This window comes from Pseudomonas sp. PHC1 (assembly GCF_046487845.1).
Classification (GTDB): Bacteria; Pseudomonadota; Gammaproteobacteria; order Pseudomonadales; family Pseudomonadaceae; genus Aquipseudomonas; species Aquipseudomonas sputi.
In genome coordinates this window covers 26,046-43,191 of sequence record NZ_JBJXHJ010000018.1, presented here as the reverse complement: position 1 = coordinate 43,191, position 17,146 = coordinate 26,046, and the positions used below count along the sequence as shown (strand labels likewise).

The 17,146-nt window shown below is 61.6% G+C and carries 11 protein-coding genes; 4 read left to right on the top strand and 7 right to left on the bottom strand.

Annotation, left to right across the window (positions count from 1 at the left end):
- Nucleotides 1-112: 112 nt before the first annotated feature.
- The 3 genes from ACKJSM_RS20680 to mapR all read left to right on the top strand — a co-directional run bounded on the left by ACKJSM_RS20680 (nucleotide 113) and on the right by mapR (nucleotide 3,482).
- Nucleotides 113-361: a DUF3203 family protein gene (locus tag ACKJSM_RS20680; protein WP_236178444.1), complete on the top strand. Its 249-nt coding sequence runs from the start codon at nucleotides 113-115 to the stop codon at nucleotides 359-361.
- Nucleotides 362-556: 195 nt separating this feature from the next.
- The gene (ccoG, locus tag ACKJSM_RS20675) at nucleotides 557-1,987 is read left to right on the top strand and encodes a cytochrome c oxidase accessory protein CcoG (protein ID WP_236178443.1); all 1,431 of its coding nucleotides are present in this window, start codon (nucleotides 557-559) and stop codon (nucleotides 1,985-1,987) included.
- A gap of 85 nt (nucleotides 1,988-2,072) precedes the next feature.
- The gene (mapR, locus tag ACKJSM_RS20670) at nucleotides 2,073-3,482 is read left to right on the top strand and encodes a GntR family transcriptional regulator MpaR (protein ID WP_410238675.1); all 1,410 of its coding nucleotides are present in this window, start codon (nucleotides 2,073-2,075) and stop codon (nucleotides 3,480-3,482) included.
- 49 nt (nucleotides 3,483-3,531) lie between these two features.
- On the opposite strand, the gene ACKJSM_RS20665 is transcribed toward mapR, so the two are convergent.
- The 7 genes from ACKJSM_RS20665 to tpx form a co-directional block, all read right to left on the bottom strand.
- Nucleotides 3,532-4,278 carry an SDR family oxidoreductase gene (locus ACKJSM_RS20665; protein ID WP_236178440.1) on the bottom strand — a complete coding sequence of 249 codons (747 nt, stop codon included), beginning with the start codon at nucleotides 4,276-4,278 and terminating at the stop codon, nucleotides 3,532-3,534.
- An 85-nt stretch (nucleotides 4,279-4,363) separates the two neighbouring features.
- The gene (locus tag ACKJSM_RS20660) at nucleotides 4,364-6,445 is read right to left on the bottom strand and encodes a putative bifunctional diguanylate cyclase/phosphodiesterase (RefSeq protein WP_410238674.1); all 2,082 of its coding nucleotides are present in this window, start codon (nucleotides 6,443-6,445) and stop codon (nucleotides 4,364-4,366) included.
- A 219-nt stretch (nucleotides 6,446-6,664) separates the two neighbouring features.
- A complete protein-coding gene (locus ACKJSM_RS20655) occupies nucleotides 6,665-8,134 on the bottom strand; it encodes an efflux transporter outer membrane subunit (RefSeq protein WP_410238673.1) in 1,470 nt (489 codons plus the stop codon).
- Nucleotides 8,131-11,238: an efflux RND transporter permease subunit gene (locus ACKJSM_RS20650; protein ID WP_410238672.1), complete on the bottom strand. Its 3,108-nt coding sequence runs from the start codon at nucleotides 11,236-11,238 to the stop codon at nucleotides 8,131-8,133. The genes ACKJSM_RS20655 and ACKJSM_RS20650 overlap by 4 nt, the downstream gene beginning before the upstream one ends.
- A complete protein-coding gene (locus ACKJSM_RS20645; RefSeq protein ID WP_410238671.1) occupies nucleotides 11,235-14,339 on the bottom strand; it encodes an MdtB/MuxB family multidrug efflux RND transporter permease subunit in 3,105 nt (1,034 codons plus the stop codon). The genes ACKJSM_RS20650 and ACKJSM_RS20645 overlap by 4 nt, the downstream gene beginning before the upstream one ends.
- Nucleotides 14,336-15,643, bottom strand: coding sequence for an MdtA/MuxA family multidrug efflux RND transporter periplasmic adaptor subunit (locus ACKJSM_RS20640; protein WP_410238670.1), 1,308 nt, complete (start codon nucleotides 15,641-15,643; stop codon nucleotides 14,336-14,338). The genes ACKJSM_RS20645 and ACKJSM_RS20640 overlap by 4 nt, the downstream gene beginning before the upstream one ends.
- 188 nt (nucleotides 15,644-15,831) lie before the next feature.
- Entirely contained in the window at nucleotides 15,832-16,332 is a 501-nt protein-coding gene (gene tpx, locus ACKJSM_RS20635) for a thiol peroxidase (RefSeq protein ID WP_236178434.1), read from the bottom strand.
- Between the two features lie 271 nt (nucleotides 16,333-16,603).
- On the opposite strand from tpx, the gene ACKJSM_RS20630 reads away from it, so the two are divergent.
- Nucleotides 16,604-17,029 carry a YciI family protein gene (locus ACKJSM_RS20630; protein ID WP_410238669.1) on the top strand — a complete coding sequence of 142 codons (426 nt, stop codon included), beginning with the start codon at nucleotides 16,604-16,606 and terminating at the stop codon, nucleotides 17,027-17,029.
- The last annotated feature ends 117 nt before the right edge of the window (nucleotides 17,030-17,146 follow it).

Here is a 17,146-nt window from a genome sequence, read left to right as displayed (position 1 = left end):
TGTAATGCGTTGATAAAGGATGGACAGCGGCGACCATTAATCGGTTGCGTCGAACGATCTGCAGAACCGCGCACCCTAACGTCTCAGACTCCCGTGAAAAAAGGACACGCCCATGCCCGTTCGTATCGATGAAAGCAATCCGGAATCGAAAGTCTGTTTTTTCACCGTGGAAAACGGTGAGGAAATCCGGATCTGCGACACGCTGGAAGTCAGGACAGATAGCGAAAAAGCCATGTCGTTCGTCGAAGTGGAAGGACGGCGCATCTACGTCACCGAAGCGGAAGCCGATGCATTGACCGTCGCAGGCGCCCGGGATGGTCGCAAACACCTGAAGGCCGACGACAGTGATTCGGTCATTTGACTGACCTCGATCAACAACCGGCGCAGAGCTCTGGGATAGGCCTCTGCGCTTTGGCCTGCGGGCTGCTTCAAGTTGTCGCAGGCATTGACTCAGAATCCATCTGATCCGCTTTTTATTGAAATACCTGAGTCTGTTATGCAAACAGATCGACGCTCATAGTTCCCTGGCCTGATGGAGGCTGATGAGCGAACGACCATGAGCGAACGAATCCCCGTCCGAACCGTAGAAGCATCTCCCCAGATCAAAAAAGTACCGGCGCGCCCAATGAAGGCGAAACACGCCACCAGCGACAACCAGATCTTCACCCGCAGCTTCACCGGCCTGTTCCGCACCTTGCGCATGAGCGGCGCGGGGTTTCTGTTTTTGCTGTTCTTCGGCACGGTGTGGCTGAACTGGGGCGGTCGTCAGGCAGTGCTCTGGGACCTTTCCGAAAGCAAATTCCACATCTTTGGCGCGACCTTCTGGCCGCAGGATTTCATTCTGCTGTCGGCGCTGCTGATCATCGCCGCATTCGGCCTGTTCGCCATTACCGTGTTCGCCGGTCGGGTCTGGTGTGGTTACACCTGCCCACAGAGTTCGTGGACGTGGATCTTCATGTGGTGCGAGAAGATCACCGAAGGCGAACGCAACCAGCGGATCAAGCTGCAAGCGGCACCGTGGAGCCTGAACAAACTGGCACGACGTGCGGCCAAGCACACGCTGTGGCTGGCGATCAGCGTGCTGACCGGCCTGACCTTCGTCGGCTACTTCACCCCGATCCGGCCGCTGGCCGAAGAGCTGCTGACCCTGCAGATCGGCGGTGTCAGTCTGTTCTGGGTGCTGTTCTTTACCGCCGCCACCTACATCAATGCCGGCTGGCTGCGTGAAGCGGTGTGCATGCACATGTGCCCGTATGCGCGGTTCCAGAGCGTGATGTTCGACAAGGACACCCTGACCATTTCCTACGACGTCGCCCGCGGCGAAAGCCGTGGCCCGCGCAAACGCGAGGTCAAACCGGCCGAAGCCGGCCTCGGTGACTGCATCGATTGCCAGTTGTGCGTGCAGGTCTGCCCGACCGGCATCGACATCCGCGACGGCCTGCAAATGGAATGCATCGGCTGCGCAGCGTGCATCGACGCCTGCGATTCGATCATGGACAAGATGAATTACGCCCGTGGCCTGATTCGCTACACCTCCGAACGTGAATTGCAGGGAGGCAAGACGCATCTGCTGCGCCCACGGCTGATCGGCTACGTCGCGGTGCTGGTGGTGATGATCGGCGCCCTCACCCTGGCACTGGTCGAACGGCCAATGGTGTCGCTGGACGTGACCAAGGACCGTGGTCTGTTCCGCGAGAATGGTCAGGGCCAGATCGAAAACATCTACACCCTCAAAGTCATCAACAAGACCCAGCAGCGCCAGGACTACAACCTGAGCCTGGTGGACGGTGACGGCTTCCAGCTGCAAGGCAAGACCGAACTGAGCCTGGCGCCGGGCGAGATCGTCGATGTGCCGGTGTCCGTGGCAATGACCACCGACCGTCCCGCCAGCAGCTCGCAGACCTTGAGCTTCAGGATTGCCGACAGTGATGAGCCCGAGATTTATAGCGTGGCGAAGAGCCGGTTTGTTGCGCCGATGAATCGGTGAGGCTTTAAGATGCTGTCCGTTGTGCCAATGGTATGGCTTGCATTGGCACAGCCGTTTTTCAAATTCCTTCCATTGCAGGACATCGATGAAACGCTACGAAAAATTCGCCGACGACATCGCTGAACTGATCCGCTCCGGCGTCCTCGGCCCCGGTCAGCGGGTGCCGTCGGTGCGCTACGCGAGCCAGACTTACGGCGTCAGCCCGTCCACGGTGTTCCAGGCCTACTATCTGCTGGAACGTCGCGGCCTGATCCGTGCCCGCCCGCGCTCCGGCTATTTCGTCAACACCCACGCCCCGAGCCCGTTCTCGGAGCCGGTGATCAGCAGCCAGGTCAACGAGTCGACCAAGGTCGACGTCAGCGAACTGGTGTTCTCGGTGCTGGAATCGATCAAGGACCCGAGCACCGTGCCGTTCGGCTCGGCGTTCCCCAGCCCGACCCTGTTTCCGCTGCAACGCCTGTCCCGCTCGCTGGCCAGCGCCGCGCGGGAGATGGACCCGCGCATGGTGGTCACCGACATGTCGCCGGGCAACCCGCAACTGCGCCGGCAGATCGCCCTGCGCTACATGGTCGGCGGCCTGATGCTGCCGATGGAGGAATTGCTGATCACCAACGGCGCCCTTGAAGCGCTGAACCTGTGCCTGCAAGCCGTGACCGAGCCCGGTGATCTGGTGGCCATCGAAGCCCCGGCGTTCTACGCCAGCCTGCAAGTGCTGGAGCGCCTGAAACTCAAAGCCGTGGAAATCCCCGTGCATCCGCGCGACGGCATCGACCTCGGCGTGCTCGCCCAGACGCTGGAACGACACCCGATCAAGGCCTGCTGGTGCATGACCAGTTTTCAGAATCCGATGGGCGCAACCATGCCCGAGGCCAAGAAACAGGAACTGGTGGAACTGCTGAAACAGCATCAGGTGCCGCTGATCGAAGACGATGTTTACGCCGAACTCTATTACGGCCAGCAGGCACCGAAACCGGCCAAGGCTTTCGATACCGAAGGTCTGGTGATGCATTGCGGTTCATTTGCCAAGAGCCTGGCCCCCGGCTACCGCATCGGTTGGGTCGCCGCCGGACGCTATGCGCAGAAAATCGAACGACTGAAACTGATGACTTCGCTGTGCGCCTCGATGCCGGCCCAAGCAGCCATCGCCGACTATTTGCAACACGGGGGCTACGACCGTCACCTGCGCAAACTGCGCTACGCCCTGGAAGAACAGCAAAGCGCGATGCTCGCGGCCATCGCCCGTTACTTCCCGGCGCAGACGCGCGTCAGTCAACCAGCCGGCGGCTACTTCCTGTGGCTGGAACTGCCACCGCAGATGGATTCGTTGAAGTTGTTTCAGATGGCGTTGGCGCAGGGGATCAGCATTGCACCGGGGCCGATCTTTTCACCGACCCAGCGCTTCAGGAATTGCATTCGTTTGAACTACGGCAGCCCGTGGACCGAGGACTCGGAGAAGGCGATGGAGACGTTGGGACGGATTGTGCGGTCGTTCTGAGTGACCGCTGATCGTTCCCACTCCAGAGCGTGGGAACGATCATTGGGGGTTAGCGCCCGCCACCGAGGTCGACGAAAGTCCCGGTGGCATACGAAGCCTTGTCCGACAGCAACCACACAATCGCCTCTGCGACCTCATCCGGCCGGCCGCCCCGGGCCATCGGGATCGCCGACTCCAGCTTGCTGACCCGATCCGGATCGCCGCTCAAGGCGTGAAAATCGGTATAGATGTATCCCGGGCGCACCGCATTCACCCGAATCCCCTCGCCCGCCACTTCCTTGGACAGACCGATGGTGAAGCTATCCAGCGCACCTTTGGAGGCGGCGTAATCGACATATTCATTGGGCGAGCCCAGCCGCGCGGCGACCGAGGAGACGTTGACGATACTGCCGCCCTGCCCGCCGTGTTTGGGTGACATGCGCAAGATCGCGTGCTTGGCGCAGAGGATCGGCGCCAGCACGTTGGTTTTCATGATTTTGAGGATGCGGAATTCGGACATTTCGTCGACCCGCGACTTGTGCCCGACGGTGCCGGCGTTGTTCACCAGGGCAGTGACCCGGCCCAGCTCGGTGTCGACCCGGTGGAACAGCGCGATCACTTCGTCTTCGATACTGACGTCGGCACGCACGGCGATGGCCGTCGCGCCGCGTTCCCGAACCTGATCGAGCACATGGTGTGCGGCCTGTTCGTCCGTCTGGTAATTGATGCAGATCCGATAGCCTTGCTCGGCAGCCAACAGCGCGGTGGCCGCACCGATTCCACGACCGCCGCCGGTGATCACAATGACTTTATCCATGCTGGCTTTTCCCCCGATGCACACGTAACAGTCGGGGCAAGAATAACCGTCATTGCAGGGTTTTGCATGACCTGCAATGAGTGGCTCAGCTCACCGCCAATGGTTTGCCGCGCGCGACGTCCTGCAGAAAGCGATCCGCCGGCATCGGGTGACCAAGCAGATAACCTTGCAGCGAATCGCAGCCCAGTTGCGTCAGGAAGTCCTGTTGCGAGTCGGTCTCGACGCCTTCGGCCACAATGCGCAGCCCCAGCGCCTGACCCAGGGCGACAATTGCCGAAACGATCGCCGCATCGTCGCTGTCGTGTTCCAGATCACGGACGAAACCGCGATCGATCTTCAGCTCATTGGCCGGCAGACGCTTGAGGTACATCAGGCTGGAATAGCCGGTTCCGAAGTCATCGATGGACAGATCGACGCCCATGTCCGACAGCTCCTGCAATACCGTCATGCTCGCATCGGCGTCGCTCATGGCGGTGGTTTCGGTGATTTCCAGGGTCAGGCTGTTGGCCGGCAAATGGTGGGTGGCCAAGGCCTTGGCCACGCTTCGCACCAGCCCGGCGTGGCAGAACTGCAACGCCGACAGGTTCACCGCGATCCGCCAGTCGGTGTAGCCCAGCACGTACCATTCGCGCATCTGCCGGCAGGCTTCGTTGAGCACCCATTCGCCAATCGGAATGATCAGCCCGGTCTTCTCCGCCAGATCAATGAACGTGTCCGGCATCAGCATGCCGTGGACCGGATGTTCCCAGCGCAGCAACGCTTCGGCACCGACCGGGTGACCGTCAGCGGCGTGGAATTTGGGTTGGTAATGCAGGCAGAACTCGCTGTGCTCCAGTGCTGCACGCAGGTCCTGCAACAGTTGCAATTGCTTGCGGGCGTTACTGTTCATCGAAACGTCGAAGAAGCTGTAACCGTTCTTGCCGCCGCCCTTGGCGTGGTACATCGCGGCGTCGGCGTTCATCAGCAGTTCCTGGGCGCTTTCCCCGTTGCCGGGGTAGAGCGCAATGCCGACGCTGGCGGAAATCTGCAGTTCATGCTCGGCGACCCGGAATGACTGAGCGATCAGGCCCACCTGACGCGCCGCCAGGCCCAGTGCATCGTCGGGTTCGGTCAGGCGCACCAGCAGGACAAACTCATCGCCGCCGATCCGCGCCAGCGTGTCGAGGCTGCGCAAGTCTTCGCGCAGACGCACCGCCACTTCGCGCAGCAACTGGTCACCCATGTGGTGCCCGAACGCGTCGTTGACCGGTTTGAAGCCGTCCAGATCGATGAACATCAGCGCAAAACAGCCACCCTGCTCGTTGACCTCTTTCATCGCCTGATTGATCCGGTCGTCCAGCAACATGCGGTTCGGCAGGCCGGTCAGGGGGTCGTGCAGGGCCAATTGGGTGAGTTCGCGGTTGGCCACGGTCAAGGAATGAGCCAGATCAGCCGTACGGGCTTCGAGGCGCGCATCGAGAATCGAGGTCAGCAACGCGATGGCCAACACCGCCAGCGTGGTGATCAGCACCAGATTGTCGAGGCCTTTGCCGTTCAGGCCGCTGAGCGCCGCGCCGCAGAAACTGCCGTCGGGAAACCGCGCCGCGGCCATGCCGGTGTAATGCATGCCGACAATCGCCACGCCCATGACAATCGCCGCCCCGGCCCGAAACAGCCGCACGTAAGGCGAATGCTGACGCAGGCGGAAGGCGATCCACAGCGCTGCCGCCGAAGCACCGACGGCGATCAACAACGAGGCGCCGAACAGGGTCGGATCGTAGTCGATGCCCGGCTGCATGCGCATCGCGGCCATGCCGGTGTAATGCATGGCGCTGATGCCGGCGCCCATGATCAGCGCGCCAAAGGCCAGTTGCCAGGCCGGCAGTTTCGGCTGGCTCACCAGCCACAGGGCAAAACCGCAGGACAGCACGGCGATCAGCAATGAGAGCGCCGTGATCGAAATGTCATAACCGAGGCTGATCGGCAGTTTGAATGCCAGCATGCCAATGAAATGCATCGACCAGACGCCGATGCCCATGGCAAATGCCCCGCCGGCCGTCCACAAATGCACGGCGCGGCCCTTGGCAGTGGCAATGCGCCCGGTGAGATCGAGCGCGGTGTACGAAGCGAGGATCGCCACACACAGCGAAATGAAAACCAGCGTGAAGGAATAGCTACCGATGAGCATGAGCATTCTCGTGACCACCTCGCGGTACTGCATCCATTCTCAGCGAGGCCAAATGCGGCGATTGTACTGATTGCGCAGCAGAACGCACTGACTAAGTAATCAAATGGCCATCAACCCGATGAAACGCTTGTTTGATCGTCTGACAAGGCTCTACCCCGGTGGCCAAGACACAGAACAGATCGTTCCCACGCTCTGCGTGGGAACGATCATGGCTTCACGTCAGCGGTTATCCGTGGTTTCCAGCTGCCCGTCCCAGCCACCGCCCAGCGCCGCAATCAGCTGCACACTGGCAATCAAACGGCTCTGCAGGATATTCAGGACCGTGCGTTCATTGCTCAGCGCCGTCGCCTGCACCGTCACTACATCGAGATAAGCAATCACCCCGGCCTTGTACTGGTTTTCGGTCAGGCGCAGCGAATCCCGTGCCGCGTCGAGGGCTTCCTGGCGCACGGCCGCTTCGTCTTCGTACACCTTCAATTGCACCAGATAGTTTTCCACCTCGCGGAAACCGTCGAGCACCGTCTGGCGGTATTTGGCCACGGTCTGGTCGTACACGGCTTCGGTGCGGTCGACTTCGGCCGAACGGATGCCGCCGTCGAACAGCGGCAAGGTCATTTTCGGCCCCACCGACCAGAAGCGGTTCGGCAGGCTGATGAGGTTCTGCGAGGTACTGCTGCTGTAGCCGCCGCTCATGCTCAGGCTGAAATCCGGGTAGTACGCAGCCTTGGCCACGCCGATGTTGGCGTTGGCAGCCATCACCGAGCGCTCGGCCGAGGCGATGTCCGGGCGGCGCTCGAGCAACTGCGACGGCAGGCTCAGCGGGATCTGCGGCAGCTTGGGAATGTCCTGGGTTTCGGCAATGTTGAATTCGGCGGGCGGCTGGCCGGTCAGCACCGCGATGGCGTTTTCGAACTGCGCCCGCTGCCAGATCAGGTCCACCAGATCGCCCTGGGTGGTTTTCAGCTGGGTCTGCGCCTGGGCTACCGCATCGCGCCCGGAAACCCCGGCGTTGTACTGGTTCATGGTCATTTTCAGCGAGCGCTCGTAAGCCGCCACTGTCGATTCGAGCAAACGTTTCTGCTGATCGATCACCCGCAATTGCAGGTAGTTCTGCACCAGCTCCGACTGCTGGCTCAAACGCATCGCCGCCAGATCGGCGTAGCTCGCCTGGGCGCTGGCCTCATTGGCTTCCAGGCCACGACGCAGCTTGCCCCAGACATCGGCTTCCCAGCTCACGCCCAGTTGCGCGCTGTAGGTGTCACGAATGCCGCTGGAGGAACTGCTCAGGCTCGAACTGCTGCTGCCGGTGCCCTGGCTGGAACGGGTCTTGCCGGCACTCAGATCAACGCTCGGGTAAAACGCCCCGCGCGCGCTGCGTACCAACGCCTGGGCCTGACGGTACTGGGCTTCGGACTGGGCGACAGTCTGGTTGGAACTGTTGAGTTTCTCGATCAGCTCGTTGAGCTGACGATCGCCATACAGCTCCCACCAGGCACCGCGCGCCAGGGAATCGCTCGGGTTGGCCTGACGCCAGCCTTCGGCTTCCTTGTACTGGGCGATTTCGGCGGTCTGCGGGCGCTGATAATCCGGGCCGACAGCGCAGGCACTGAGCATCGCCACGCACAGTGACAGGCTCAACAAACGCGAGCCGCGGACACTGGCCAGTTGGATAAGCGAACGATCATTCATAGCGGAGTTTCCAGAGCGGCATCGGTACGCACGCCACGCCACCTGTTGAAACGATGGCGCAACTTGTCGAGATAGAGGTAAACCACAGGCGTGGTGTAAAGGGTCAGCACCTGGCTGAAAACCAGCCCGCCGATGATGGTCAGGCCCAGCGGCTGACGCATTTCCGCGCCTTCGGCCCGGCCCAGCAGCAACGGCAAGGCGCCAAGGATCGCCGCCAGCGTGGTCATCAGGATCGGTCGCAAGCGTTGCAGACAGGCGCTGCGGATCGACTCCTGCGGCGCCATGCCCTGATGACGCTCCAGTTGCAGCGCCAGGTCGATCATCAGGATTGCGTTTTTCTTCACCACGCCGATCAGCAGGAACAGTCCGAGCAGCGAGATCAGACTGAACTCGCCGCCCAGCACATAGATCGACAGCAACGCGCCGACCCCGGCCGACGGCAGCGTCGACAGGATCGTCAGCGGGTGAATGTAGCTTTCATACAGCACGCCCAGCACCAGATACACCGCCAGCAGCGCACCGAGGATCATGAACGGCTGGCCCTTCTGGGTGGCGGCGAACGCATCGGCGGTGCCGGCCATTTTCACGATCACGTCTTCCGGCAGGCCAAGTTTGGCAATCGCCCGCTCGATGGCGGCACTGCCCTGCTCCACTGTCACGCCTTCGGCCATGTCGAAGGAAATGCTCTCGGAGGCGAACTGGCCTTCGTGGCTGACCCGGTCGTCTTCCAGGCTGTTTTCATAGTGAGCGAAGGTCGACAGCGGAATCCGCGCACCGTCGGCGGTAATCACCTGAACCTGTTTGAGTGTCACCGGATCCTGGGCGTATTTCGGATTGACCTCCATCACCACCTGATACTGGTTGAGGCTGTCGTAAATCGTGGAGATCTGCCGCTGGCTGTAGGCGTTGTTAAGCACCGCCGTGACCATCTCCATGTCCACGCCCAGGCGCTTGGCCTGATCGCGGTCGACGATCAATGTCACTTGCTGCGCACCCGCCCCTTCGCGGGCGTCGATGGCGGTCAGCTCGGGCAAGGCCCGCAGCGCGGTGACCACTTTCGGGTACCACTCGCGCAACTCACCCAGATCACCGCTTTGCAGAATGTAGCTGTACTGCGAAGTGGTCTGCTCGCGGCCGCCGCCAAATTGCAGGTCCTGGTCGGCCATCAGCATCAACTGCGCACCGGCCACCTTGGGCATTTCCTTGCGCAGGCGCTCGATGACCTTCTGCGCCGAGATATTGCGCTCCTTGATCGGCTTCAGGCGCACCAGCATGAAGGCGTTGTTGGTGCCGTTGGTGCCACCGATGAAACCGGCGACACTCTCGACCGCTTCGTCCTTGAGCACGGCGCGGCGGAAGGTCTCCATTTTCGGCTGCATCACGCTGAACGACAGGCCGTCATCACCACGCACGAAACCGATCAACTGGCCGGTGTCCTGCTGCGGCATGAAGGTTTTCGGCACCACCACATAGAGGGCAACGTTCACCCCGACGGTGATGATCAGGCTCAGCAAGGTCAGGCGCCGGTGACGCAACACCCAGTCGAGGCTGGTGGCGTATTTGCCGACCATCCAGTCGTTGGTGCGGCGGCTCCAGCGTTGCAAGCGGTTTTCCTTGCCCGGCGTATGGGGTTTGAGCCAGCGGGCGCAGAGCATCGGGGTCAGCGTCAGGGAAACCACCAGCGACACCACGATGGCCGCCGCCAGGGTGATGGAAAATTCACGGAACAGGCTTTCGATGATCCCGCCCATGAACAGGATCGACAGGAACACCGCCACCAGCGAAACGTTCATCGACAGCAAGGTGAAACCGACTTCCTTGGCCCCGAGGTAGGCGGCCTTCATCGGTTTGACGCCTTCGTCGATGTGCCGGGAAATGTTCTCCAGCACCACGATGGCGTCGTCCACCACCAGCCCGGTGGCGAGAATCAGCGCCATCAGCGACAGGTTGTTCAGCGAGAATCCGTAGAGGTACATCACCGCAAAGGTGCCGACCAGCGACACCGGCACCGCCAGTGTCGGAATCAGGGACGCACGGAAGTTACCGAGGAACAGGAACACCACCAGGATCACCAGTGCAACGGCGATCAGCAGGGTCATTTCCGCTTCGTGCAGGGTGGCCTTGATTACCGGCGAGCGGTCCATCGCCAGGTTCAGTTTGACGCTGGCCGGCAGCACCGCCTGCAACGCCGGCAACTGGGCCTTGATCTCGTTGACCGTCTCGATGATGTTGGCGCCGGCCTGGCGGTTGATCACCAGCAGCACCGCCGCGTCATCGTTGAAGAAACCACTGTTGTAGCGGTCTTCCACGCCGTCACTGACCTTGGCCACGTCCTTCAGGCGCAGCGCCGCGCCGCCGTTGTAGTGGATGATCAGCGATTCGTAATCCTTGGCTTTCTCCAGCTGGTCGTTGGCCTGGATCTGCCACAGACGCTGGTCGTCTTCGACCGAGCCCTTGGGCCGGCGTACGTTGGCTTCGGCGATGGTCTTGCGCACATCGTCGAGCGCCACGCCGTACTGGTTCAGTGCCTGGGGTTCGAGCTCGATGCGCACCGCCGGCAGGGAGCTGCCGCCGATCTGCACTTCACCGACGCCCTGCACCTGGGACAGGCTCTGGGACAGGATGGTCGAGGCCAGGTCATAGAGCTGGCCTTTTTCCAGCACGTCCGAGGTCAGCGACAGCACCATGATCGGTGCCTGCGACGGGTTGACCTTCTTGTAGGTCGGCATGCTGCGCATCCCGCTCGGCAGCAGGTTGCGCGAGGCGTTGATCGCCGCCTGCACTTCCCGCGCCGCGCCGTTGATGTCGCGGTCGAGGTCGAATTGCAGGATGACCCGGGTCGAGCCCTGGCTGGAGCGGCTGCTCATGGTGTTGACGCCGGCGATGGCGCCGAACGAGCGCTCCAGCGGCGTGGCCACGGTGGACGCCATGACCTCCGGACTGGCGCCGGGCAGGCTGGCCTGCACCACGATCACCGGGAAGTCCATTTGCGGCAGCGGCGACACCGGCAGCAGACCGAAGCTCACGCCGCCCAGCAGCATGATCGCCAGGCTCAGGAGCATGGTCGCCACCGGGCGTTTGATGAAAGGACCGGACAGGTTCATGGCTGTTCCACCGGCTCCACGGCTGACGGTGCACGGCCCCAGCGCCGGCCGAGACGATCGAAGTACAGGTAGATCACCGGCGTGGTGAACAGCGTCAGCACCTGGCTCACCAGCAACCCGCCGACCATCACCAACCCCAGCGGTTGACGCAATTCAGCACCGGAACCGGTCGCCAGCATCAATGGCACCGCGCCGAACAGCGCCGCCAGTGTCGTCATCAGAATCGGCCGGAAGCGCAACAGCGCCGCCTGATAGATCGCCTGCTCCGGCGCCATGCCCTGAGTGCGTTCGGCGTCGAGGGCGAAGTCGATCATCATGATCGCGTTCTTCTTCACGATACCGATCAGCAGAATGATGCCGATGATCGCGATCATGCCCAGGTCATTGCTGCTGAGCAGCAAGGCCAGCAAGGCACCGACCGCCGCCGACGGCAACGTCGAGAGGATGGTGATCGGGTGGATGTAGCTCTCGTAAAGCACGCCGAGCACGATGTACATGGTCACCACCGCCGCCAGGATCAGCAGCAAGGTGCTCGACAGCGATGCCTGGAACGCTTCGGCTGCGCCCTGGAACTGGGTCTGCACGCCGATCGGCATGCCGATGTCCTTCTGCACCTGCTCGATGATGTCCACCGCATGCCCGAGCGCCACGCCGGGTGCGAGGTTGAACGACATCATTACCGCCGGGAACTGGCCGATGTGGGTGATCGCCAGTTGTGCCTGCCGTTCCTCGACGCGGGCCAGACTCGACAACCGCACCTGACCGCCATCGGTGGTCTTGACGTGAATCTGATCCAGCGCCTGGGGGCCGATTTTCTCCCCGGCCTGAGCCTGCAGCACCACGCGGTACTGGCTGGCCTGGGTGTAAATGGTCGAGATCTGCCGCTGGCCGAACGCGTCATACAGCGCGTCGGTGATGTTCGACACCGACACACCCAGCCGTGAAGCGGCATCGCGGTCGATCACCAGGAACACCTGCAAGCCCTTGTCCTGCAAATCGCTGGCGACGTCGGTCAGTTCCGGACGCTGGGCCAGTGCCTCGACCAGACGGCCGCTCCACAGGCTGAGCAATTCGGAATCCGGCGAGGACATGCTGAACTGGTACTGGGTACGGCTGACGCGGTCTTCAATGGTCAGATCCTGCACCGGCTGCATGAACAGGCGGATGCCCACCAGTTTGTCCAGTTGCGGTTGCAGGCGCGCAATCACCTCGGTCGCGGTCAGATCGCGTTGGCCATGGGGCTTGAGGTTGATCAGCAATCGACCGCTGTTGAGTGTGGCGTTGTCACCGTCGACACCGATGTAGGACGACAGGCTTTCCACTGCCGGATCGTCGAGAATCACCTTGGCCAGCGCCTGCTGACGCTCACTCATGGCGGCGAAGGAAATCGACTGCGGTGCTTCGGAAATACCCTGGATCACCCCGGTGTCCTGCACCGGGAAGAAGCCCTTGGGCACCACCATATACAGGAACACGGTCAGGGCCAGCGTACCAATGGCCACCAGCAGGGTCAGCGGCTGGTGCTTGAGCACCCACTGCAACTTGCGCCCGTAAGCGGCGATCATCCAGTCGATGAACGCACCACTGGCGCGGTAGAAACGGCCCTGTTCGTGTGCTTCCGGTTCACGCTTGAGCAGACGCGCGCACATCATCGGCGTCAGGGTCAGCGAGACCACCAGGGAAATCAGGATCGCCACCGCCAGGGTGATGGCGAACTCGCGGAACAACCGCCCTACGACGTCGGCCATAAACAGCAGCGGAATCAGCACCGCAATCAGCGACAGGGTCAGGGAAATCAGGGTGAAGCCGATCTGCTTCGCGCCCTTGAGCGCGGCCTGCATCGGACTGTCACCCTCCTCGATGAAACGCGCGATGTTCTCCAGCATCACGATCGCATCGTCGACCACAAAACCGGTGGCGATAGTCAGCGCCATCAGCGTCAGGTTGTTGACCGAGAACCCCGCCAGATACATCACGCCGAATGTACCAATCAGCGACAGCGGCACGGCCACCGACGGAATGATCGTGGCACTGGCGCGGCGCAGGAACAGGAACGTCACCATCACCACCAGCGCAATGGCGATCAGCAGTTCATGTTGCACGTCGGTGACCGAGGCACGGATGGTCTGGGTGCGGTCGGTCAGCACGACCACGTCGAGGCCGGCCGGCAGGTTGTCGGTGATGCTCGGCAGCAGCGCCTTGATCCGGTCGACCACTTCGATCACGTTGGCGCCCGGCTGACGCTGAATGTTCAGCAGCACGGCCTGATTCTGGTTGGCCCACGCCGCCAGACGCTCGTTCTCGGCGCCGTCGACGATCTGTGCGACATCCTTGAGCCGCAGCGGTGCGCCGTTGGCGTAGGCGAGGATCAGGCTGGCGTAATCCTTGGGCGAGGTCAGTTGGTCGTTGGCGTCGAGCATCGACACTCGGGTCGGGCCGTCGAAGTTGCCCTTGGGCTGGTTGACGTTGGACGCACTGATCAGCGTGCGCACGTCCGACAGGTTCAGGCCGTTGGCGGCGAGTGCCTCGGGATTGACCTTGATCCGCACTGCCTGACGCTGGCCGCCGGCGATGCTGACCATGCCGACGCCGCTGATCTGGGCGATTTTCTGCGCCATGCGCGTATCGACCAGATCATTGAGTTTGGGCAGCAACATGGTTTTCGAGGTGATGGCCAGGGTCAGCACCGGGGTGTCTGCCGGGTTGACCTTGTTGTACACCGGCGGCGCCGGCAAATCGGTCGGCAACAGGTTGGTCGCGGCGTTGATCGCGGCCTGCACCTGCTGTTCGGCGACATCCATGTTGATGTCGAGGCTGAAACGCAGGGTCAGCACCGAGGCACCACCGGAACTGGTCGAGGCCATTTGCGTGAGGCCCGGCATCTGCCCGAACTGGCGTTCCAGCGGCGCGGTGACGGCGCTGGTCATCACGTCCGGGCTGGCGCCCGGATACAAAGTCATGACCCGGATCGTCGGGTAATCGACCTGGGGCAAGGCCGAGACCGGCAACAGGCGATAGGCAATCAGACCGGCCAGCACGATGGCCAGCATGCTCAGCGTGGTGGCGACCGGGCGGAGGATGAACAGACGCGAAATGTTCATGCGCCCTTCTTGGCCTTGTCGGTGACGGTGGCGTCAGGTGCGGTGGCGGCCGACTTGCCTTGCAGGTGTTCGGTCGGCGTGGTCGGCACGTCCTTGCTGTCGTTGACCACTTCCACTTCGCTGCCTTCCTTCAAGCGGTCAGTGCCTTCCAGCACCACCCGGTCGCCGGCGGCCAGGCCTTCGGTGATTACGGTGTTTTCGCCGTCGCTGGCACCGATCTTCAATTGGCGGATGGTGACTTTCTTGTCGCCATCCAGTGCGTAGACGAAGGTGCCGTTGGTGCCGAACTGAATGGCGGCCGACGGCGCGAGCACCACACCTTTCAAGGTGTCAGCGAGCAGGTGAACGTTGACGAACTGGTTGGGGAACAGCGACTGATCGCGGTTTTCGTAGCGAGCCTTGAATTTCAGGGTGCCGGTGGTCACGTCGATCTGGTTGTCGAGGCTTTGCAGCACGCCGGTGGCCTGCAGTTTGGTGTCGCCGCGATCCCAGGCTTCGGCAGGCAGCTTGGCACCGCTGCGGTAGCGGGCAAGTACGGTGTCCAGGCTGTTTTCCGGCAGGGTAAAGGCGACGCTGATCGGTTGGGTCTGGGTGATGACCGCCAGGGAGGTCGTGTCGTTCGCCGCCACCAGGTTGCCGACGTCGAGCTGACGCAGGCCGACGCGACCGGTAATCGGTGCGCGAATCTTGGTGAATTCGAGATTGAGCTTGGCGTCGTTGACCGCCGCCTGATTGGTCTTCACGGTGCCGAGGTACTGGCCGACCAGCGCTTCGGCGGTGTCCAGCGTCTGCTTGGCGATGCTGTCTTCCTTATACAGGCCGCGATAGCGCTCGACATCGACCTGGGCGTTCTTCAACTGTGCCTGGTTCTGCAGCAAGGTGCCTTCAGCCTGCAGCAAGGCGTTCTGGTACGGGCGCGGGTCGATTTCCGCCAGCAGGTCGCCGGCCTTGACCATCTGCCCTTCCTCGAAATAAATCTTCACCAGCTCGCCACCGACCCGGCTGCGCACATTGATGGTGTTGAGTGCCGTCACCGTGCCCAGGGCCTTGTAGTACAGCGGGAAGTCCCCGGTGACCGCCGGCGCCACGCGCACCGGAATCGGCCCCGCGGCCCCGCCGAAGCCCGGACGCATCATCCCCGAACGGCCGGTGTGGCCGGCCTGCGCCTTCTCGCCGCCCTCTTTTTGAGTCGAACCGGCGGGCCAGAATTTCCAGCACAGACCGGCAATGACCAGCAGGACGAGCAGGCTCAACAGCCAGCGACGGGAGTTTCGGGAAGACGATTGCATGGAGTGATTAACCATTGGGCGCGTGGGCTTCTTTTACGGGAGGCTGAACGATAAGCACTGGTGGGGATTTAGCAAAGCAGCTTTACCGGCAATTTACCTTCCACTTACGTTTCAAGGTGTGAGGCAAAACACTGATACACAAATGAAAACGGCCTGGACAGGGCCAGGCCGTTAACAATTGTAAAGCGCTTATTTCAGAACATTTACTTCAATACAGCGAGTGCCGCATCGTAGTCAGGCTCTTCTGCAATTTCCTTGACCAGTTCGCTGTGCAGGACGTTGTCGTTTTCGTCCAGAACAACCACCGCACGGGCGGTCAGGCCTTTCAGCGGGCCGTCAGCGATGGCCACGCCGTAGTTCTCGAGGAACTCGGTGCCGCGCAGGGTCGACAGGTTTTGTACGTTTTCCAGGCCTTCGGCGCCGCAGAAACGAGCTTGGGCGAACGGCAGGTCAGCCGAGATGCACAGCACCACAGTGTTGCTGATGTCGTTGGCCTGAGCGTTGAACTTGCGTACCGAAGTGGCGCAGGTCGGGGTGTCGACGCTTGGGAAGATGTTCAGCACTTTGCGCTTGCCGGCGAAGTCTTTCAGGGTGACGTCAGACAGATTGCCGGCTACCAGGGAAAAGGCTGGCGCCTTGGAACCGGCTTGTGGCAGTTGGCCGTTGACTTGAACCGGGTTGCCTTTGAGCGTGACTTGAGCCATGAACGGAGTCCTTCTTAACGTTGTTGGGAAAGCATGCAAGAGGCGGAAGTTAACCACGAAATTGTCCGACGACCTATGCCTGAACCGAAATTGTCATGTGTTGGCACACAAAACTGGATACACGCTCTCCAGTGCCCGCCACAGCCGTGTGTCCAAAGCAAGTGAAGCTTGTGAAAGAGACAATCTGCGGCTTTTCTTTAACGACCTGTCGATTCCGACCAGAGCCGTTCGACTAAGCCATGAATCCTTCACTCACCTGCGGAGAAACACCATGCGCTTCATGATCATTGTCAAAGCCAGCCACGACTCCGAAGCCGGCGTGATGCCCAGCGAGCAACTGCTGACCGACATGGGCAACTACAACGAACAACTGGCCAAGGCCGGCATCCTGGTTTCTGCCGACGGCCTGCACCCCAGCAGCAAAGGCGCCCGCGTGCGCTTCAGCGGCGAAAGCCGCAGCGTGATCGACGGCCCGTTCGCCGAAACCAAGGAGCTGATCGCCGGTTACTGGATCTGGGACGTGAAATCCAAAGAAGAAGCCATCGAATGGGTCAAGCGCTGCCCGAATCCCATGCCGGGTACTGAATCGGAAATCGAGATTCGCCAGGTGTTCAGCGCGGAAGATTTTGGCGCCGAGTTCACTCCGGAACTGCGTGAGCAGGAAGGACGCATACGCGAGCAAGCCAAAAAACACTGAAGCCTCGAATGAAAAACGTCCGTATTTTCTGTAAGGCCGGTGGCGACTGAGCGAGACACGAGGACTTTTCGACGCGAAACAGGTAGGGTGCGCAACATCACAATGCCACCACTGGAT